We start from the raw sequence: 19,351 nt of genomic DNA, 5'->3' as shown, positions 1-19,351 counted from the left end.
TTTACTGCTAACTGCCTCACCGATTTTCTTCGCGCAGGGCAGCAATTTTCCGATTTCGAGGGTCAATAGGCTGCCTCTTGACCCAGGCAGCGGCGCCGGTCGGGCCGCTCAACCAGCCTTGCAAGGCCTTGTTTTCCGGGCCTGTAAGCTGCTTTTAAGAATTTCAGGTGGTTTTATGGACAGCATCAACAGCCGCATCGCCGAGGAACTCGGTGTACGCCCACAACAGGTCGAAGCGGCCGTCGCTCTACTGGATGAAGGCTCCACGGTGCCTTTCATCGCCCGTTACCGTAAAGAAGTGACCGGCAGCCTCGACGACACCCAACTGCGTCACCTGGAAGAGCGCCTGCGCTACCTGCGAGAACTCGACGAACGGCGCATCAGCATCCTCGCCAGCATCGAGGAACAGGGCAAGTTGACCCCGCAATTGGAACGCGACATCAAGCTCGCCGACACCAAGACCCGCCTCGAAGACCTTTACCTGCCCTACAAACAGAAGCGCCGCACCAAGGGCCAGATCGCCCTGGAAGCCGGCCTGGGCGAGCTGGCCGACGGCCTGTTCAACGACCCGTCGCTGACCCCGGACACCGAAGCCGCGCGCTTCATCGACGCAGAAAAAGGCGTCGCCGACGTCAAGGCCGCCCTCGAAGGCGCCAAGTACATCCTGATGGAGCGTTTCGCCGAAAACGCCAGCCTGCTGGAAAAACTGCGCACCTACCTCAAGCAGGAAGCCATCCTCAGTGCCCGCGTCATCGCCGGCAAAGAGGAAGAAGGCGCCAAGTTCCGCGATTACTTCGAACACGACGAGCCGCTCAAGAGCATGCCGTCCCACCGCGCACTCGCGATTTTCCGCGGGCGCAACGAAGGCATTCTCAGCTCCGCGCTCAAAGTCGGCGACGAGCTGCCAGGCACCATGCACCCGTGCGAAGGCATGATCGGCCAACAATTCGGCATCCAGAATCAGAATCGTCCTGCGGACAAGTGGCTCGGTGAAGTCGTGCGCTGGACCTGGAAGGTCAAGCTCTACACCCACCTGGAAACCGACCTGCTCGGCGAGTTGCGCGACGGCGCCGAAACCGAGGCGATCAACGTGTTCGCCCACAACCTGCACGACCTGCTGCTGGCGGCGCCGGCCGGCCCGCGTGCGACCCTGGGCCTCGACCCGGGCCTGCGTACCGGCTGCAAAGTGGCGGTGGTCGATTCCACCGGCAAGCTGCTGGACCACGCCACCGTGTACCCGCACGTGCCGCACAACAAGTGGGACCAGACCCTGGCAATCCTTGCCGCGCTGTGTGCCAAGCACGCCGTGGACTTGATCGCCATCGGCAACGGTACCGCCAGCCGTGAAACCGACAAGCTGGCCGCCGAACTGATCAAAAAATACCCCGCCATGAAGATGACCAAGGTCATGGTTTCCGAGGCCGGCGCGTCGGTGTACTCGGCATCGGAACTGGCCTCCAAGGAATTCCCGGACCTCGACGTGTCGATCCGTGGCGCGGTGTCCATCGCCCGCCGCCTGCAGGACCCGTTGGCGGAGCTGGTGAAGATCGACCCTAAATCCATCGGTGTGGGCCAGTACCAGCACGACGTGTCGCAGCTGAAACTGGCGCGCGGCCTGGATGCGGTCGTGGAAGACTGCGTAAACGCCGTGGGCGTGGACGTGAACACCGCCTCGGTAGCGCTGCTGGCGCGTATCTCCGGCCTCAACGCCACCCTGGCGCAGAACATCGTCACCCACCGTGACGAAAACGGCGCGTTCAAAACCCGCGCCGCGCTGAAAAAGGTCGCCCGCCTCGGGGAAAAAACCTTCGAACAGGCTGCCGGCTTCCTACGCGTGATGAATGGCGACAACCCGCTGGACTCGTCGGCCGTTCACCCGGAAGCCTATCCGCTGGTGCAACGCATCGCCGCCGAAACTGACCGCGATATCCGCTCGCTGATCGGCGATGCCGCATTCCTCAAGCGCCTGGACCCCAAGAAGTACACCGACGAAACCTTCGGTGTGCCGACCATCACCGACATCCTGCAAGAGCTGGAAAAACCTGGCCGCGACCCACGCCCCGAGTTCAAGACCGCCGAGTTCCAGGACGGCGTCGAAGACCTCAAGGACCTGGAACTGGGCATGATCCTCGAAGGCGTGGTGACCAACGTGACCAACTTCGGCGCCTTTGTAGACATCGGCGTGCATCAGGACGGTTTGGTGCATATCTCTGCGCTTTCGGAGAAATTCATCAAAGACCCACGCGAAGCGGTTAAAGCCGGTGATGTGGTCAAGGTCAAGGTCATGGAAGTCGACATCCCGCGTAAACGCGTCGGCCTGTCGATGCGCATGAGCGACACCCCCGGCGAGAAAATCGACGGTGCCCGTGGCGCACGCCCGGGCTCGGCGCCACGCCAGTCGCAGAACAACGCGCCGCGTAAGGAAACCGCGACCGCAGCGCCGAGCAACAACGCCATGGCCTCGCTGTTCGCCAACGCCAAACAGTTGAAGAAACGTTGATGGAAATCCCAGCCGGCTTGACCCAGAGCGCGTTCAGCGAACTGATCGGCTGCCGCCTGCAACGCCTGGACGAGGGCGTTGCCGAGGTGGCCCTGACCCTGGAGCCGCACTTGCGCAACCGCGCGGGCAAGCTCCATGGCGGGGCGATTTTCAGCCTGGTGGACATTACGATGGGGCTGGCCTGTTCCAGCGCCCATGGTTTTGACCAGCAGAGCGCAACGATCGAGTGCAAGATCAACTACATCCGCGCTGTGGAAGACGGCGACGTGGTGTGCACCAGCCGAGTGATTCATGCCGGTCGGCGCACATTGGTGGTCGAAGCCGAGGTGTATCAGGACGAACGACTTGTCGCAAAAGCACAGGGCACCTTCGCTGTCCTATAGCTCCCCACCCTCTATTTGAGTTAATTTCGGCGCTGCGACAACAGCGTCGGAATTTTCTTGCTGCGCCATAGCCCAATTCATGGAGTGAAGCAGGCTTTTTCAAAGCGGGTCAAATCGACTCAAAACCAGGCGATAACGCCAGTTTTAACTTCACCCTTGTAGACCGTCTTGACCACCCCCATATTGGGGCGACTGACGCGTGAAGGAATCCAACTTGAGCGAACTTCTCAACCGCCGCCTGGCCTTGCTCGGCAAGCGCGAACACCTCTCCCTGCTAGAGCAATGCTTGCACGGCATCGAGCGTGAATGCCTGCGTGTCACCGCTGAGGGTCGACTGGCGCAAACGCCGCACCCGGAAGCTCTGGGCGCCGCGTTGACCCACGAACAAATCACCACCGATTACTCGGAATCGCTGCTGGAGTTCATCACTCCCGCTCTGCCGAACCCGGCTGATACCCTGAGCAGCCTGGACAAGATCCATCGCTTTGCCTACACCAAGCTCGGCAGCGAATACCTGTGGAGCCCCTCGATGCCGTGCCCGTTGCCGGCCGAGGAAGATATCCCGATTGCCTACTACGGCACTTCCAATATCGGACAGCTCAAGTACGTGTACCGCAAGGGCCTGGCCCTGCGTTACGGCAAGACCATGCAGTGCATCGCCGGTATCCACTACAACTTTTCCCTGCCGGAACAGCTGTGGCCGCTGCTCAAGGAGACCGAAGGTTTCGTCGGCACCGACCGCGACTACCAGTCCACCGCCTATATCGCGCTGATCCGTAACTTCCGCCGCTACAGCTGGTTGCTGATGTACCTGTTCGGTGCCTCGCCGGCACTGGACGCGGGCTTCCTGCGCGGGCGCTCACACCAGTTGGAAGTACTCGACGCCGACACCCTGTACCTGCCGTATGCCACCAGCCTGCGCATGAGCGACCTGGGTTACCAGAGCAACGCCCAAGCCGGGCTGACGCCGTGCTACAACGACCTGGCCAGCTACACCGACAGCCTGCGCGAAGCGGTGGCAACGCCCTACGCACCGTACGTCGAAGTCGGCACGCACAAGGACGGTGAGTGGGTGCAGCTCAACACCAACATCCTGCAGATCGAAAACGAGTACTACTCCAACATCCGCCCCAAGCGTGTGACCTATACCGGCGAGCGGCCGATCCAGGCGCTGGTGGCGCGTGGCATCCAGTACATCGAAGTGCGCTGCCTGGACATCAACCCGTTCCTGCCGATGGGCATCGACTTGCCGGAGTCGCGCTTCCTCGACGCGTTCCTGCTGTACTGCGCGCTGAACGACAGCCCGTTGTTCGCCGACAACGAGTGCGGCAACGCCACGTCCAACTTCCTCAGCGTGGTCAAGGAAGGCCGCCGTCCGGGCCTGCAGTTGCAGCGCAAGGGCCAGGCCGTGGACATGAAGGAATGGGCCACAGAGCTGCTTGAGCAGATTGCACCGCTGGCGGCCTTGCTGGATGAGAGCCACGGTATCACCGAACACAGCCAGGCCCTGGACGCCCAGCTGGCCAAGGTCAGGGACCCGTCCCTGACACCTTCGGCGCAAGTGTTGGCGGCGATGGCCGAGCGCAAAGAAGGTTTTGCGCAGTTCTCCCTGCACCAGAGCGAGGTGCACGCCGAGCATTTTCGCAGCGAGCCGTTACCTGCCGACGAGCAGGCACACTTCGAAGAGCTGGCACGTAAGTCGTTGGCCCAGCAGGCCGAGCTGGAGCAGAGCGAAGTGGGCGATTTTGATGTGTTTGTCGGGTCGTACCAGGCGAGTATTCTGGCGATCAGTAACTAAAGCCTCACGCAAAAAACCTGTGGGAGCGGGCTTGCTCGCGAATGCGGACTGTCAGTCGCCAGATGTATCGACTGAGCCACCGCATTCGCGAGCAAGCCCGCTCCTACATTTGGCCTATGCGGCCTTAAGATTCAGGTTCACTTCTTCTAATAAGCTAATTCGAAAATGTTATTTATTTTCGGATTCTTAGATCATTTAGTCTCCTCACACGCCGACCCTCGGCCGCCTGATTGAGGAGCTTCCCCTTGAAACGTTTAACCCCTCTGCGCCTCCTTGCGGCGTTGTCCCTGGCCGGTGCCAGCCTGTTCGCCCAGGCGGCGGATGTCACCATCGCCTACCAGACCACCGTGGACCCGGCGAAAGTCGCCCAGGCCGACGGCGCGTATGAAAAAGCCACCAACGCCAAGATCGACTGGCGCAAATTCGACAACGGTGCCGACATCATTGCCGCCATCGCCTCCGGCGATGTGCAGATCGGCTACCTCGGCTCCAGCCCACTGACCGCCGCTATCACCCGCAAGGTGCCGGTGGAAACCTTCCTTGTGGCCACCCAGATCGGCGGCGCCGAAGCCCTGGTGGCGCGCAACGGTTCGGGGATCAACAGCCCGCAGGACCTGGTCGGCAAGAAAGTCGCCGTACCCTTCGTGTCCACCGGCCACTACAGCCTGTTGGCCGCGCTCAAGCACTGGAACATCGACCCGTCCAAAGTCACCATCCTCAACCTCGCGCCACCGGCCATCATCGCCGCCTGGAAGCGTGGTGATATCGACGCCACCTACGTATGGGACCCCGCCCTGGGCGTGGCCAAAGAAAACGGCAAAGTGCTGATCACCTCCGGCGAACTGGCCAAGTTCGGCGCGCCGACCTTCGATGCGTGGATCGTGCGTAAGGATTTCGCCGAGAAGCACCCGGAAATCGTAAGCGCATTCGCCAAAGTCACCCTGGATGCCTACGCCGCCTACCGCAAAGACCCACAAGCCTGGCTCGCCGACAAAGGCAACGTCGACAAACTGGTCAAGCTCTCCGGCGCCAAGGCCAGCGACATCCCGCTGCTGCTGCAAGGCAACGTCTACCCGCTGGCCGCAGACCAGGTGACCCTGCTGGGCGCACCGACCACCAAGGCCGTGACCGATACCGCTGCGTTCCTCAAGGAACAAGGCAAGGTCGAGGCCGTACTGCCGGACTACGCCCCGTACGTCAGCGCCAAGTTCATCACCAACTGATTCGGGAGTTCATCGCGATGGCCTTGCTACAACTGGAGCGCATCAGCGCACAGTACCCAGGCGCCACAGAACCGGTACTGTCTGACATTTCACTGGACCTTGGGCCCCAGCAATTGCTGGTGGCCCTCGGCCCGTCCGGCAGTGGCAAGACGTCGCTGTTGAACCTGATTGCCGGCTTTGTCGAACCGTCTGCCGGGCGCATCACCCTCGATGGCGTACCGGTCAAAGGCCCCAGCGCCGAGCGCGGCGTGGTGTTTCAGGACGACGCGCTGCTGCCCTGGCAGGACGTGCTGGCCAATGTCGGCTTCGGCCTGGAGCTGGCCGGTGTGCCCAAGGCGCAACGCGAAGTGCGCGCGCGGGAAATGCTGGCGCTGGTGGACCTGGCTGGCTTCGACAGCCGCCGCATCTGGCAGCTTTCTGGCGGCCAGAAGCAGCGTGTCGGCCTGGCCCGTGCATTGGCCGCCGACCCTCGCGTATTGCTGATGGACGAACCCTTCGGCGCCCTCGATGCCTTCACCCGCGAACAAATGCAGGAGCTGTTGCTGCAAGTCTGGCGGCGCACGGCCAAGCCGGTGTTCCTGATTACCCACGACATTGAAGAAGCGGTGTTCCTCGCCACTGATTTGATCCTGCTGGCACCCAACCCCGGCCAGATCGTCGAGCGTCTGCACCTGGATTTCGGCCAACGCTACGCGGCGGGCGAATCGGCGCGGGCGATCAAGTCTGACCCGCGCTTTATCGAAACCCGCGAACACGTGCTGGGCAAAGTGTTCTCGCAACGCCAGGTGTCCGCATGAGCAGCTACGAACTCCCCGCCACGGCCGCCAAGCCGGTGGCGCACGCAGTCATCCCGGTACGTCGCAGCCTGAGCACGCGCTGGATCAGCCTGCTGACCCTCGTTGCCTTCCTGGCCATCTGGTGGGCCGTCACCGCCACCGGTTTGATCGAGCCGCTGTTTCTGCCGCCGCCGTCAGCCGTGTTGCAAAAAGGCTGGCTGCTGGCAACCACAGGCTACATGGATTCCACCTTGTGGCAGCACTTGGGCGCGAGCCTCAGCCGTATCGGCCTGGGTTTGGGTTTTGCGGTGCTCACCGCCGTTCCGGTGGGGATCGCCATCGGCTCCAACCGCATTGCGCGTGGCATTCTGGACCCGCTGATCGAGTTCTACCGGCCGATCCCGCCCCTGGCCTATCTGCCGTTGATCGTGATCTGGTGCGGCATTGGTGAGTTGTCCAAGGTGCTGCTGATTTACCTGGCGATCTTTGCACCGATCGCCATCGCCACCGCCACCGGCGTGCGCACCGTTGACCCGGCCAAGCTGCGCGCGGCGCAGTCGCTGGGCGCCAGCCGTGCCCAGCTGATTCGCCATGTGATCCTGCCGAGCGCCCTGCCCGACATCCTCACCGGTGTGCGCATCGGCCTGGGTGTGGGTTGGTCGACCCTGGTTGCCGCCGAGCTGATCGCCGCCACCAGCGGCCTTGGTTTCATGGTGCAGTCGGCGGCGCAGTTTCTGGTGACCGACGTGGTGGTGCTGGGCATTCTGGTGATCGCCCTGATCGCTTTCGCCATGGAAATGGGCCTGCGTGCCCTGCAGCGTAAATTGGTGCCTTGGCATGGCCAGGCACACTGAGTGATGAGAACCGCATGAGCAGCCTGACCGTTACGCCAATAAGCACCGCCCTGGGCGCCCAGATCAGTGGCGTGGATATCACTCAACCGTTGAATCTGGAACAGCGCGACGCCATCGAACAGGCGTTGCTCACGCACTCGGTGCTGTTCTTCCGCGGCCAAGCGATCACGCCGCAGCAACAGGCGCGATTCGCGGCGAATTTTGGCGACCTGCATATTCATCCGATCTACCCCAACGTGCCGGAGCAGCCCCAAGTGCTGATCCTCGACACCGCCGTGACCGATGTGCGTGACAACGCGGTGTGGCACACCGACGTGACCTTCCTGCCCACCCCGGCCCTGGGCGCGGTGCTCAGCGCCAAGCTGCTGCCGGCGTTTGGGGGTGACACGCTGTGGGCCAGTGGCATTGCCGCGTATGAGGCCTTGTCCGAGCCGCTCAAGCGCCTGCTGGATGGGCTCACCGCCACCCATGACTTCACCAAGTCTTTCCCGCTGGAGCGCTTCGGCAACACCGCCGAAGACCTCGCGCGCTGGGAAGAAACCCGCAAGAAAAACCCGCCGCTGTCGCACCCGGTGGTGCGCACGCACCCCGTCAGTGGCCGCAAATCACTGTTTGTCAGCGACGGCTTCACTACCAAAATCAACGAATTGGAACCGGCGGAAAGCGAGGCGATTCTCAAGCTGCTGTTCGCCCACGCGACCCGGCCGGAGTTCACCATTCGCTGGCGCTGGCAGGAGAATGACGTGGCGTTCTGGGACAACCGCGTGACCCAGCATTACGCCGTGGATGACTACCGGCCACAACGGCGGGTGATGCACAGGGCGACCATCTTGGGTGATGTCCCGTTCTAGCGCCTGGCAAAGATCAAATGTGGGAGGGGGCTTGCCCCCGATAGCGGTGGTTCAGTCAGCTTATCTGTAGCTGACCCACTGCAATCGGGGGCAAGCCCCCTCCCACATTTTTGACCCTGTGGTGTCAGGTTATTCAGCGGTAGATGGTTTTTCCCACAGGTTGATCCCGCCTTCCTGCGCAAAGCGATCGATCTCTGCCAATTCCTCGGCGCTGAAGCTCAAGTTCTTCAACGCGCCGACGTTCTCGATGATCTGCTCCGGCCGGCTCGCGCCGATCAGTGCGCTGGTGACCCGTGGATCACGCAGGGTCCAGGCCAGGGCCAGTTGCGCCAGGCTCTGGCCACGACGCTGGGCGATTTCATTCAGCGCGCGCACGTGGGCGATGTTTTCTTCGGACAGGTGCTTGGCCTGCAACGAGCCACCGCCCGGGCGATTGACCCGTGCATCAGCCGGTACGCCATTGAGGTACTTGTCGGTCAGCAGACCCTGGGCCAGCGGCGTGAAGGCGATGACCCCGGCACCGAGTTCTTCGGTGGTGTCCAGCAGGTCTTTTTCCACCCAGCGGTTGAGCAGGTTATAGGCCGGTTGGTGGATCAGCAGCGGCACTTTCCACTCTTTGAGCAACGCCGCGATTTCGCGGGTTTTGACACCGGAGTAGGAAGAAATACCGATGTACAACGCCTTGCCTTGCTGCACGGCCGTGGCGAGGGCGCTGGCGGTTTCTTCCAGCGGAGTATCGGCGTCAAAGCGGTGGGAGTAGAAAATATCCACGTAGTCGACGCCCAGACGTTGCAGGCTCTGGTCCAGGCTCGCCAGCACGTATTTGCGCGAACCGCCGCCCTGGCCGTAAGGGCCGGGCCACATGTCCCAGCCGGCTTTGCTGGAAATGATCAATTCGTCGCGGTAGTGCTTGAAGTCTTCGCGCAGCAAACGGCCGAAATTGATCTCGGCGCTGCCGTAGGGCGGGCCGTAGTTGTTGGCCAAATCGAAGTGGTTGATGCCCAGGTCAAACGCGGTGCGCAGCAGGGCGCGCTGGGTCTCGATCGGGGTGCTGTCGCCAAAGTTGTGCCACAGCCCCAGGGACAGTGCAGGCAGCACTAACCCACTGCGGCCTACACGGCGGTACGGAATAGATTCATAGCGGTTTTCGGCAGCAATGTAAGTCATCGAACCCTCTCTTGGACGTAGGCAAATAAGGCCTGGGAATAACGTTATTCCCAGGCCTTTTAACCAGCTGAATCGCTTAATTTACCCTTCCGTTTTACAGCAATTTCCTACCAGAGTGGAACGACGTAGCTGACATAAAAACGGTTTTCATCTTGCACGGTGGCACCGGCAATGTCCGGGCTTGCATGCGCGTTTTTCCAGGTCACGCCCAGCCCCTTGAGCGTGCCGGTGGGCACTTGATACGCCACGGCAACGTCGCGTTCCCATTCGCTCGTAGTGCCCTGCGCGGTGCGGATGTCATCGCCGTGGGCATAGGCGGCCGAGAACGCCAGGCCGTTCAGACCGAGCGTGCCAAAGTCGTATTTGTATTGCGCCAGCCAGGTGCGCTCACCGGCGTGCTGGAATTTGTTCAGCTGCAGGTTGGTCAGCGCCGGCGTGTCGGCGCCTGAGCCTGGGCCTTGGCGGTTGGCGCCGCTGTTCAGGCCGGAGTCCAGGTAGGGGAAGTCGCTGTCGCCGCTGTTTTTCTGAAGGCCGAGGCCGACGGTATGGCCGTCCAGGCTGTAGCTTTCCAGCAGGCTGACGGTGGACTGGTTGATGCGACCCTTGTTCACGCCGTCGCCATACAGGCCCGCTGCCGCGAAGTCCGTGTCGCCATCGGCGTTGCCGCCCACACCCAGGCTGCGGAACATGCGCACATCCGTGTCGATTGCACCCACCGACAACGCGTCGTGGCGCTTGGCGCCCAGGAAGAATTGCTGGTAGTAATCCTCAAGGTTGGAATACCACAGGCTGACGGTGCTGTTCTGCAAACCGGTGTAGTCCGCCCCGCCGAACAGGAAACGGTCACTCTCTTTGGTGCCCCCGGCGGTGATCATGCCCTGGTCGCCGGTTTCGTTTCGGATCTTGGTCTTGAGGATATCGCCGCCGGTGAAGGTGAAGTCGGCAAGGTCCCTGGACACCAACTGCACGCCGGTATTGGTCTGCTGGTACAGGCGGCCATCGGTATTGGCCAGCACCGGGTTGTTGCCGTACAGCGTGCCGACGCGCAACTCGTCCTGGGCAACGTGCAGCTTGAAGGTGGGGTTGAGCACGCCGAACTGGTCGGCGGACTTGCCGTTGTCCAGCGGGAACATGCTGCCGGGGTAGCGGCCCTGGTGCTCCTTGTCGTTAAGGTCGCCGCCGGAATCCAGTTTCAGACCGTAGAACGCCTGCAAGTCGAGGCCCAAACCCACCGGCCCCTCGGTGTAGCCGGACTTGAAGTTGAACTCGAAACCCTGGCCCCAATCGCGAATGCTGTGGGCCTTGGCAGTGCTGCCCACCACGTCACGCCCCTGCTGGTTGAGATAGCGATTGAGCAGGGTCACGTCGGCGTGGCTGTCATCGATAAAATCGGCATGGGCGGACAGCATAAAGCTCGCCATGGCGGCTCCCACCACGGGGCTTAGAAACGTCTTCATGGGTACCGGTTCTCCGTCACTGTTCTGAAATGAAAGCGTCAAACGCTTCACACAATTACGCAGTGGCCAGATGACAGTTGCGCGTCAAAACCGCGCGGCGACGGATGAAATTAAATTTAAGAAAGCCCCGTAGAACGGGGCTTTGCGAGGTGTTTTTGTGAGAACGGGCAAGCCCGCTCCCATCCATGACTAGCGCACCAAGTGCAGGAACTGCAGGTGACGCTCGTACTGGTCGAGGATGTCGTTGATGATCTGTTCCTTGGTATAGCCGACCAGGTCGTAGTCCTGGCTGCCCTCACTCAAGTGCACTTCCGCGCGGTAGTAGCGGCGATTGTTGAGTTCCTTGGAACCCATGCCACCCCGGGCAAACGACGGCGTGAAATAACCGCGCATCTGCACCTGGTAGATGAACGGATGCTCTTCGCCATGGCCGATTTCCAGGCTGACGCTGTCGTTGGACGGGTCAGGCTGGGTGACCACACTCAGGCCCTTCTCGACAAACACTGCAGTCACCTCCTCGATCGCCGGGCGCACCGTCGACTCCAGGAAGCGATACACCTCATCGCGTGACGGGAAATGCACAGCCTGGCTCAAGCGCTGGCGCCAGCCGCCTCGGCCTTTACGTGCCGCCGAGATCGGCGCCAGCGAATGCAGCTGGGCGATCTGCTTTTGCGACTCCAGATAGAAGGCTTTGTGCAGCCCCCACATCATCAGTAGCAGGATCAGCGAGAACGGCAACGAGGTCAGCACCACCGCTGATTTGAGCGAGTCGATACTGCCGGCAAACAGCAAGGCACTGGTGACCAATGCGGTCATCGCGCCCCAGAACACCCGCAGCCATTTCGGCCCGTCTTCGTCGGCGTTGCCGCCTTTGGACGAGAGGGTCGACAGCACCACGGTGCCGGAGTCGGCCGAGGTGACAAAGAACACGAAGCTGATGAACACCGTGACCGCGATGACGGTTTTGCTCCACGGGTAGGTTTCCAGCAACAGGTAGAGGCTCATCGAGGGATCATCGATGGCCGACTGACCCAAGGCCGCCATGCCGTGGTTGAGCACCTGGTCGATGGCGCTGTTGCCGAAGATCGACATCCACGCCAGCGTGAAGCCCAGTGGGATCAGCAACACACCGAACACGAACTCACGGATGGTACGGCCACGGGAAATCCGCGCAATGAACAGGCCCACGAACGGCGACCATGCAATCCACCAGGCCCAGTAGAACACCGTCCAACCGCCCAGCCAGTCGCTGGGTTTGTCGTAGGCGTACACATCGAAACTCTTGGTCGGCAACGCGCCGAGGTAGTCACCGATGTTCTGGATCAGGGTGTTGAGCAAGTGCTGGGTCGGCCCGGCAAACAACACAAACAGCAGCAGCGCACAGGCCAGCAGCATGTTGATGTCGGACATCACCCGCACGCCCTTGTCGACGCCGGCGACGGCGACGATGATCGCCGCGCCCATCATCAGCGTGATCAGCCCCACCTGGATCCACTGGGTATGCGCGATACCGAACAGGTAGTCGAGGCCGGAGTTGAGGTGCAACACACCAAAGCCCATGTCGGCCCCCAGGCCGAACACCGTGGCGATAATGCCGAAGCCGTCCACTGCGTAGCCGATAGGGCCGTTGATGCGTTTGCCGATCAGCGGGTAGAGCGCCGAGCGCAACGCCAGCGGCAGGTTATGCCGGTAGGCGAAATACGCCAGGGCCATGCCGACAAACGCGAACACGCCCCAGCCATGCAAGCCCCAGTGCAGGAACAGGACCTGCATGGCCTGGCGCGCGGCGTCGGCGTTCATGGGTGCGCCCTGGGGCGGCTGCACCAGGTGCGTCAGCGGCTCGGAGACGCAGAAAAAGAACAGCGTGATGCTGATCCCGGCGGCGAACAGCATGCCGGCCCAGGACAGGTAACTGAATTCGGGCTCGTCGTGGTCGGCACCGAGTTTTATCTTGCCGTAGCCCGATAGCGCGGTGACCACCACGAAGACCAGATACAGCGTCATCGCCAGCATGTAGTACCAGCCGACCGTATTGGCCGCCCAGTTTTGCGCGGCCAGCAGCCAGGCCCCGGCCTGTTGCGGGATAGCGATGACAGTAATGCCAAACAGCAAAATTGCAGTGGCGGCAAAGTAGAAAACGGGCGCATTCATGCGCACCATGCCGCTCGGTGGGGTGGACGATGCACTCATGAACGATGCACCCCGAGGGTTGGGAATGTGGCTGTAAATAACGGACTCAGCAAAGGTAAGCCTCCTGTTGTGAGCGGGCAGCGAACCACCGGTTTAACTTGAACGAACATTCAAGTTAAACATGGATAGGCAGTCTGGGACTAATCTCAGGGCTGAGTGGTAGACAATTCCTACACTAGCTCAAGGAAAGGTATGACGGTTGAGCGAGGCAAATCGTTCAGCGATTGCGGGTTGAATTTGGAATGCAGTCAACCTGTGGGAGGGGCGGTGCGACGGTTCGACTTGCCCCCGATGGCGGTGCATCCGTATCAGATGAGCTGACTGACACTCCGCTATCGCGGGCAAGCCCCCTCCCACAGTGGATTTGTGCAGGTCTTTTTACTTCTGCGCACCATCATCGAGCTGCAAATTCGCCTGCGTGATGTTTGCCGCAGCCGGCACGCTGCGGGTCAGCCACACGTTGCCACCGATGGTCGAGCCCTTGCCGATGGTGATGCGCCCCAGGATCGTCGCCCCGGCATAGATCACCACATCGTCCTCGACGATCGGGTGGCGCGGATGGCCCTTCTGCAACTGCCCATCCTCATCCGCCGGGAAGCGTTTGGCGCCCAGGGTCACGGCCTGGTAGATGCGCACACGCTCGCCGATGATCGCGGTTTCACCGATCACCACACCCGTCCCGTGGTCGATAAAGAAGCTTGGGCCGATCTGCGCACCGGGGTGAATGTCGATACCGGTGGCCGAGTGGGCGATCTCGGCGCTGATCCGCGCCAGCAGCGGCAAGCCGGCGCGGTACAGATGGTGCGCCAGGCGATGGTGGATCACCGCCAGAATCCCCGGGTAGCACAGCAGCACTTCATCCACACTACGGGCGGCCGGGTCGCCGTGGTAGGCGGCCAGCACATCGGTGTCCAACAGGCTGCGCAGGGACGGCAAGGCCAGGGCGAAATCCTGGATCAGGCGGATGGCGTGGGCGTCGACCTCACTGTCATCCTGGCCGCCCTGGCGCGCGGCGTAGCGCAGCTCCAGACGTGCCTGGGCAAGCAGCGCATTCAGCGCAACGTCGAGGGTATGCCCGACGTAGAAGTCTTCACTTTCTTCACGCAAGTCCACCGGCCCCAGGCGCATGGGGAACAGCGCGCCGCACAGCGCTTCGAGTATCTGCGCCACCGCCTCGCGCGACGGCAGCTCGCGCCCGCCATGCTCGCCGCTCAAGCGGCCATTGCGCGTTCGCCACTGGTCCCGGGCGCTGCGCAGTTGGCTGACGATGGTCTGTAATTGCCAATGGCTGGAACGCTCACTCACGGTATTCACTCCTGACGAAATGGCCATCACTTTACGGTATGCACCCTGGCCGCCATTAAGAACCAATGGTGTGATACTAAGAACCAACCGGCATAAGCGATTGTCAGTTGCCCGATGAAAAGTGCCTGCCTATAGTCGGCCCATACTCAATCAACCGTGCGTAGCCATGATCAAACAACAGCTCGACCGTTTTAATCGCCTGGAACTGCTGGGCGGCGCGACTGCCCTGGAAAAACTGGAGCGGCTGTCGGCCTGGCTGGGCAGGGATATCTACGTCAAGCGCGACGACACCACGCCACTGGCGATGGGCGGCAACAAGCTGCGCAAACTCGAATACCTGGCGGCCGACGCCATCGCCCAGGGTGCCGACACCCTGGTGACCGCTGGCGCTATCCAGTCCAACCATGTGCGCCAGACGGCCGCCCTCGCCGCCAAGCTCGGCCTGGGCTGCGTCGCGCTGCTGGAAAACCCCACTGGCACCGAAGACCCCAACTACCTGGCCAACGGCAACCGCCTGTTGCTGGAGCTGTTCGACGCCAAAGTGGAATTGGTCGAGAACCTCGACAACGTGGACGAGCAACTCAACGCCCTCGCCGACCGCCTGCGCAGCAACGGCAAGAAGCCATACCTGGTGCCCATCGGCGGCTCCAATGCGCTCGGCGCCCTGGGTTATGTGCGCGCCGGGCTGGAGTTGGCCGCGCAGATCGAAGACAGCGGGGTCGAATTTTCCGCCGTGGTGCTGGCCTCCGGCAGTGCCGGCACGCACAGCGGCCTGGCCTTGGCGTTGAGTGAAGTGCTGCCGAACCTGCCGGTGGTCGGCGTGACCGTGTCGCGCACCGATGAAGCTCAACGTCCGAAAGTACAGGGCCTGGCCGAACGCACTGCAGAATTGCTCGGCGTGGGCATTCCTGAAGCGTTCAAGGTGATCCTGTGGGATGAATACTTTGGCCCACGTTATGGCGAACCGAATGCCGGGACTTTATCGGCGATTAAACTTCTGGCGAGCCAGGAAGGTCTGTTGCTCGACCCGGTCTACACTGGCAAGGCCATGGCCGGCTTGCTGGACGGCATCGGGCGTCAACGGTTTGAAGACGGCCCGATTATTTTCCTGCATACCGGCGGGGCCCCGGCATTGTTTGCCTACGACTCCGTTTTCAGCTGAATAAACACGGAGTCAATGTGGGAGGGTGGCGACGATTCGAGTTGCTCCCGATGGCGGTGTATCAGCCAGCAAATCTGTTACTGATAGACCGCCATCGGGAGCAAGCCCCCTCCCACATGGAGTAGACGTCATATTCCTAATTTGAATATCAATTCAGATTTATATTATTTTCAAGTCTTAGAAAGCGGCTTTATAGTCGCGCCGAAGGCGAAGACGCGCACCGCGCTTTAAGGCAGGATACGACTACCGCGTCACCTGCTTCGCTCAACATAAAAAACACAGGGGCTCTTATGACTATTTCTGTATTGCGTCGTACGTTGTTGGTTGGCACTTTGGGCCTGGCGCTCGGGGCGGGCCTTCTGGGGCAGGCGGTTGCCGGTGAGCAATTGGGCAACATCAAAAAGGCCGGCGAGATCAAAATCGGCCTGGAAGGCACTTACCCACCGTTCAGCTTTGTCGATGAGAGCGGCAAGCTCAGCGGTTTCGAGGTTGAGCTGTCCGAAGCCCTGGCCAAAGAGCTGGGCGTGAAGGTCAAGCTGCAAGCTACGCCGTGGGACGGCATCCTCGCTGCCCTGGAATCCAAGCGTCTGGACGCGGTGGTCAACCAAGTGACCATCTCCGAAGAGCGCAAGAAGAAGTATGACTTCTCCAAGCCCTACACCGTGTCCGGTATCCAGGCGCTGGTGCTGAAGAAGAACGTTGACGCGATCAAGACCGCCGACGACCTGGCTGGCAAAAAAGTCGGCGTGGGCCTGGGCACCAACTACGAACAATGGCTCAAGGACAACCAACCCAAAGCCATCATCAAAACCTATAACGATGACCCAACCAAGTTCCAGGACCTGCGCATTGGCCGTATCGACGCCATCCTGATCGACCGCCTGGCCGCCCTGGAATACGCCAAGAAAGCTCCGGACACCGCCGCTGCCGGCGACGCTTTCTCGCGCCAGGAAGCCGGTATTGCCCTGCGCAAAGGCGAGCCTGAGCTGCTCGAGGCCGTGAACAAGGCCCTCGACACGCTGCGCGCCGACGGCACTCTGAAGAAGCTGTCCGAGAAGTACTTCAACGCTGACGTCACTCAATAATGGAAGCAGGTTTCCAACTCGCGCTGGACTCCGCGCCCTTTCTGCTCAAGGGCGCGTACTACACGGTGATTCTTAGCCTTGGCGGGATGTTTTTCGGCTTGCTGCTAGGCTTCGGCCTGGCCTTGATGCGCTTGTCGCGCTTCAAGCTGTTGAGCTGGACTGCCCGCGTCTACGTGTCGTTTTTTCGCGGCACGCCCTTGCTCGTACAGCTGTTCTTGATCTACTACGGCTTGCCGCAAGTGGGCATCGAGCTGGATCCGATCCCGGCGGCCATGATCGGCTTTTCGCTGAACATGGCCGCTTATGCCTGTGAAATCCTGCGCGCCGCCATCGCCTCCATCGAGCGTGGCCAGTGGGAAGCTGCGGCCAGTATCGGCATGACCCGCGCGCAGACCCTGCGCCGGGCCATTCTGCCGCAGGCCATGCGCACGGCTTTGCCGCCGCTGGGCAACAGCTTTATTTCACTGGTCAAGGACACCGCGCTGGCGGCCACCATCCAGGTGCCCGAGCTGTTCCGCCAGGCGCAATTGGTGTCTGCACGGACCTTCGAAATCTTCACCATGTACCTGTCCGCGGCCCTGATCTACTGGATCCTGGCGAGCATCCTGGCGCATTTGCAGAATCGTCTGGAAGACCGGGTCAACCGGCATGACCTGGAGTCCTGAAGCATGATCGTGGTTGAAAAACTGACCAAACAATTCAACGGTCAGGTGGTGCTCAACGGCATCGACCTTGAGGTCAAGGAAGGCGAAGTCATCGCCATCATCGGCCCCAGCGGTTCCGGCAAGACCACCTTCCTGCGGTGCCTGAACTTCCTTGAGCAACCCACCAGCGGGCGTATCAAGGTCGGTGACATCGAGATCGACAGCAGCAAGCCGATCAACCAGCAGCAAGGCCTGGTGCGGCGCTTGCGCCAGCACGTGGGGTTTGTGTTCCAGAGCTTCAACCTGTTCCCCCACCGCACCGCGCTGGAAAACGTCATCGAAGGCCCCACCGTGGTCAAGAAGATGCCGCGCGAAGCTGCTGTCGCCCTGGGGCGCACGTTGCTCGCCAGGGTTGGCCTGGCAGGCAAGGAAGACGCCTACCCACGGCGCCTGTCCGGCGGCCAGCAGCAACGCGTGGCGATTGCCCGCGCGCTGGCCATGGAGCCAGAGGTGATCCTGTTCGACGAACCCACCTCGGCGCTGGACCCGGAACTGGTAGGCGAAGTACTGGCGACGATTCGCAGCCTTGCCGAAGAAAACCGCACCATGGTCATCGTCACCCACGAGATGAGCTTTGCGCGGGATGTGGCCAACCGCGTCATCTTCTTCGACAAGGGCGTGATCGTGGAGCAAGGCGAAGCCAAGGCGTTGTTCGCCAACCCCAAGGAAGAGCGCACCCAACAGTTTTTGAGCAAATTCCTCGCCCACTGACACCGGTTGATTGTGGCGAGGGCGCTTGCTCCCGCTGGAGTGCGAAGCGCTCCCAAAAATGCTCGGGCCGCTTCGCAACCCAGCGGGAGCAAGCTGCCTCGCCACAATCAGTGTTCCTACAGGAAGTCCTCGCCCGCCGCTGTAAAACACCGCGCCGCAACCCCCTAAAAATCCCCCTCCCAGTCAGACCCTTCTGAATCAGCGCCAACCCGGCGTTTAGCCCTTTGCCGCCATTGACGCCCCTGGGCCAACCCTCTTATCTAGCACCCAGAGGATTGGATCCTATCCCAGCTACTCACTGAATCGTTCTTTTCTACCCCCAACGCACCCGCGCCAAGGGGTTGGAACGATTGCTGCTGGCTGCATCAAGGAGATTACTTATGACGCGCACTGCAACCCCGGTCACGCTTACCGCCCCGACGTTGCCCCAAGCCCTTCGAAACGGCATCAATGCCCTTGCCGCCACCCACCTGCAGGTCGACATCGCACCCTATCCGGGCATGGATGAAGGCGACCTGATCGAGCTGTTCTGGAACAACTGCTTTGCTGCCTCACGCCGGGTCACGGCGGGCAAGATCGGCACCCCCACACGCTTGCGTGTGCCTGAGAGCTTTGTGCTGGATGGCCCGGCGCGGGTTCACTATCAGGTCATGCAGATCGGCCATGGCCCTGTGCGTTCGGCCGTGACCCAGGTGAACGTCAAGACCAACCACCCGGGCGGTGGGCCTCGGGACCTGTACAGCGACGAAAACCAGAACCTAGCCCCCGTCGGCCTGCCCGAGACGATCCGCCGCTACGGCGTCAACAGCAGCCAGGTGCGGCGCGGCGTGCCCCTGACCATCGAGCCCTACCCGAACATGACCACCGGCGACGCCATCACCCTGCGCTGGGGCGATGTGCGCATGGACCTGCCGAAAATCCACGCCAAGGGCGTCGGCCTGGCGGTGCAGGTGTGGGTGCCGTCCACGGTGATTATCGAAGCCGGTGACGACTGCCGGCTGGAGGTGACGTACTGCATTCTGGACCGCGTCGGCAACAATTCGCGCTGGGCGCCGGCTCGTACCGTGCGGATTGCGCCCTGGGTCCCCGCCCGCCCGGCCGGGGCCGCGCCGATCTATCGACCTCGCGCCCTCGGTTCACCCTGCGAACCCGGGTGACAGACCTTCTATGCATATTCCCAAAAGT

16 protein-coding genes are annotated in these 19,351 nt (G+C 61.6%); 12 read left to right on the top strand and 4 right to left on the bottom strand.

The window, feature by feature from the left end; translation table 11 throughout:
* The first annotated feature begins 175 nt into the window (after positions 1–175).
* The 7 genes from GIW02_RS21530 (at position 176) to tauD (ending at position 8,385) form a co-directional block, all read left to right on the top strand.
* The gene (locus GIW02_RS21530; RefSeq protein ID WP_236411363.1) at positions 176–2,500 is read left to right on the top strand and encodes a Tex family protein; all 2,325 of its coding nucleotides are present in this window, start codon (positions 176–178) and stop codon (positions 2,498–2,500) included.
* Complete coding sequence (locus GIW02_RS21525) at positions 2,500–2,883, top strand: PaaI family thioesterase (RefSeq protein ID WP_236411365.1); 384 nt, start codon at positions 2,500–2,502, stop codon at positions 2,881–2,883. The genes GIW02_RS21530 and GIW02_RS21525 overlap by 1 nt, the downstream gene beginning before the upstream one ends.
* 214 nt (positions 2,884–3,097) lie before the next feature.
* Complete coding sequence (gene gshA / locus GIW02_RS21520) at positions 3,098–4,681, top strand: glutamate--cysteine ligase (RefSeq protein ID WP_236411367.1); 1,584 nt, start codon at positions 3,098–3,100, stop codon at positions 4,679–4,681.
* 245 nt (positions 4,682–4,926) lie between these two features.
* Positions 4,927–5,904: a taurine ABC transporter substrate-binding protein gene (gene tauA, locus GIW02_RS21515; RefSeq protein ID WP_236411372.1), complete on the top strand. Its 978-nt coding sequence runs from the start codon at positions 4,927–4,929 to the stop codon at positions 5,902–5,904.
* A 17-nt stretch (positions 5,905–5,921) separates the two neighbouring features.
* Positions 5,922–6,701 carry a taurine ABC transporter ATP-binding subunit gene (gene tauB, locus GIW02_RS21510; protein WP_064450187.1) on the top strand — a complete coding sequence of 260 codons (780 nt, stop codon included), beginning with the start codon at positions 5,922–5,924 and terminating at the stop codon, positions 6,699–6,701.
* Positions 6,698–7,534: a taurine ABC transporter permease TauC gene (gene tauC / locus GIW02_RS21505; RefSeq protein WP_236411380.1), complete on the top strand. Its 837-nt coding sequence runs from the start codon at positions 6,698–6,700 to the stop codon at positions 7,532–7,534. Before tauB ends, tauC begins: the two co-directional genes overlap by 4 nt.
* Positions 7,535–7,548: 14 nt before the next feature.
* The gene (gene tauD / locus GIW02_RS21500; RefSeq protein WP_236411383.1) at positions 7,549–8,385 is read left to right on the top strand and encodes a taurine dioxygenase; all 837 of its coding nucleotides are present in this window, start codon (positions 7,549–7,551) and stop codon (positions 8,383–8,385) included.
* Positions 8,386–8,514: 129 nt separating this feature from the next.
* Here tauD and mgrA read toward each other — a convergent pair whose 3' ends face one another.
* The 4 genes from mgrA to epsC all read right to left on the bottom strand — a co-directional run bounded on the left by mgrA (position 8,515) and on the right by epsC (position 14,504).
* Positions 8,515–9,552: an L-glyceraldehyde 3-phosphate reductase gene (gene mgrA, locus GIW02_RS21495; RefSeq protein ID WP_236411384.1), complete on the bottom strand. Its 1,038-nt coding sequence runs from the start codon at positions 9,550–9,552 to the stop codon at positions 8,515–8,517.
* 107 nt (positions 9,553–9,659) lie between these two features.
* Positions 9,660–11,009 (bottom strand): OprD family outer membrane porin, encoded by a 1,350-nt coding sequence (locus tag GIW02_RS21490; protein ID WP_236411386.1) that lies wholly within the window; start codon positions 11,007–11,009, stop codon positions 9,660–9,662.
* A gap of 189 nt (positions 11,010–11,198) precedes the next feature.
* A complete protein-coding gene (gene betT, locus GIW02_RS21485; protein ID WP_236411423.1) occupies positions 11,199–13,160 on the bottom strand; it encodes a choline transporter BetT in 1,962 nt (653 codons plus the stop codon).
* Between the two features lie 417 nt (positions 13,161–13,577).
* Entirely contained in the window at positions 13,578–14,504 is a 927-nt protein-coding gene (gene epsC, locus GIW02_RS21480) for a serine O-acetyltransferase EpsC (RefSeq protein ID WP_236411388.1), read from the bottom strand.
* A gap of 166 nt (positions 14,505–14,670) precedes the next feature.
* On the opposite strand from epsC, the gene GIW02_RS21475 reads away from it, so the two are divergent.
* The 5 genes from GIW02_RS21475 to GIW02_RS21455 all read left to right on the top strand — a co-directional run bounded on the left by GIW02_RS21475 (position 14,671) and on the right by GIW02_RS21455 (position 19,323).
* Complete coding sequence (locus GIW02_RS21475; protein ID WP_236411390.1) at positions 14,671–15,666, top strand: D-cysteine desulfhydrase; 996 nt, start codon at positions 14,671–14,673, stop codon at positions 15,664–15,666.
* A 290-nt stretch (positions 15,667–15,956) separates the two neighbouring features.
* Positions 15,957–16,751, top strand: coding sequence for a cystine ABC transporter substrate-binding protein (gene tcyJ / locus GIW02_RS21470; RefSeq protein WP_236411391.1), 795 nt, complete (start codon positions 15,957–15,959; stop codon positions 16,749–16,751).
* On the top strand, positions 16,751–17,416 hold the full coding sequence (gene tcyL / locus GIW02_RS21465; RefSeq protein ID WP_003187646.1) for a cystine ABC transporter permease: 666 nt from the start codon (positions 16,751–16,753) through the stop codon (positions 17,414–17,416). The genes tcyJ and tcyL overlap by 1 nt, the downstream gene beginning before the upstream one ends.
* 3 nt (positions 17,417–17,419) lie before the next feature.
* On the top strand, positions 17,420–18,166 hold the full coding sequence (tcyN, locus tag GIW02_RS21460) for an L-cystine ABC transporter ATP-binding protein TcyN (protein WP_236411392.1): 747 nt from the start codon (positions 17,420–17,422) through the stop codon (positions 18,164–18,166).
* A 380-nt stretch (positions 18,167–18,546) separates the two neighbouring features.
* Complete coding sequence (locus GIW02_RS21455; protein WP_236411393.1) at positions 18,547–19,323, top strand: hypothetical protein; 777 nt, start codon at positions 18,547–18,549, stop codon at positions 19,321–19,323.
* Positions 19,324–19,351 lie beyond the last annotated feature (28 nt).

Source organism: Pseudomonas syringae (assembly GCF_021606685.1).
Classification (GTDB): domain Bacteria; phylum Pseudomonadota; class Gammaproteobacteria; order Pseudomonadales; family Pseudomonadaceae; genus Aquipseudomonas; species Aquipseudomonas syringae_R.
Note: the sequence above shows the minus strand (reverse complement) of the source record. Positions and strands in the feature narration are given on the sequence as shown.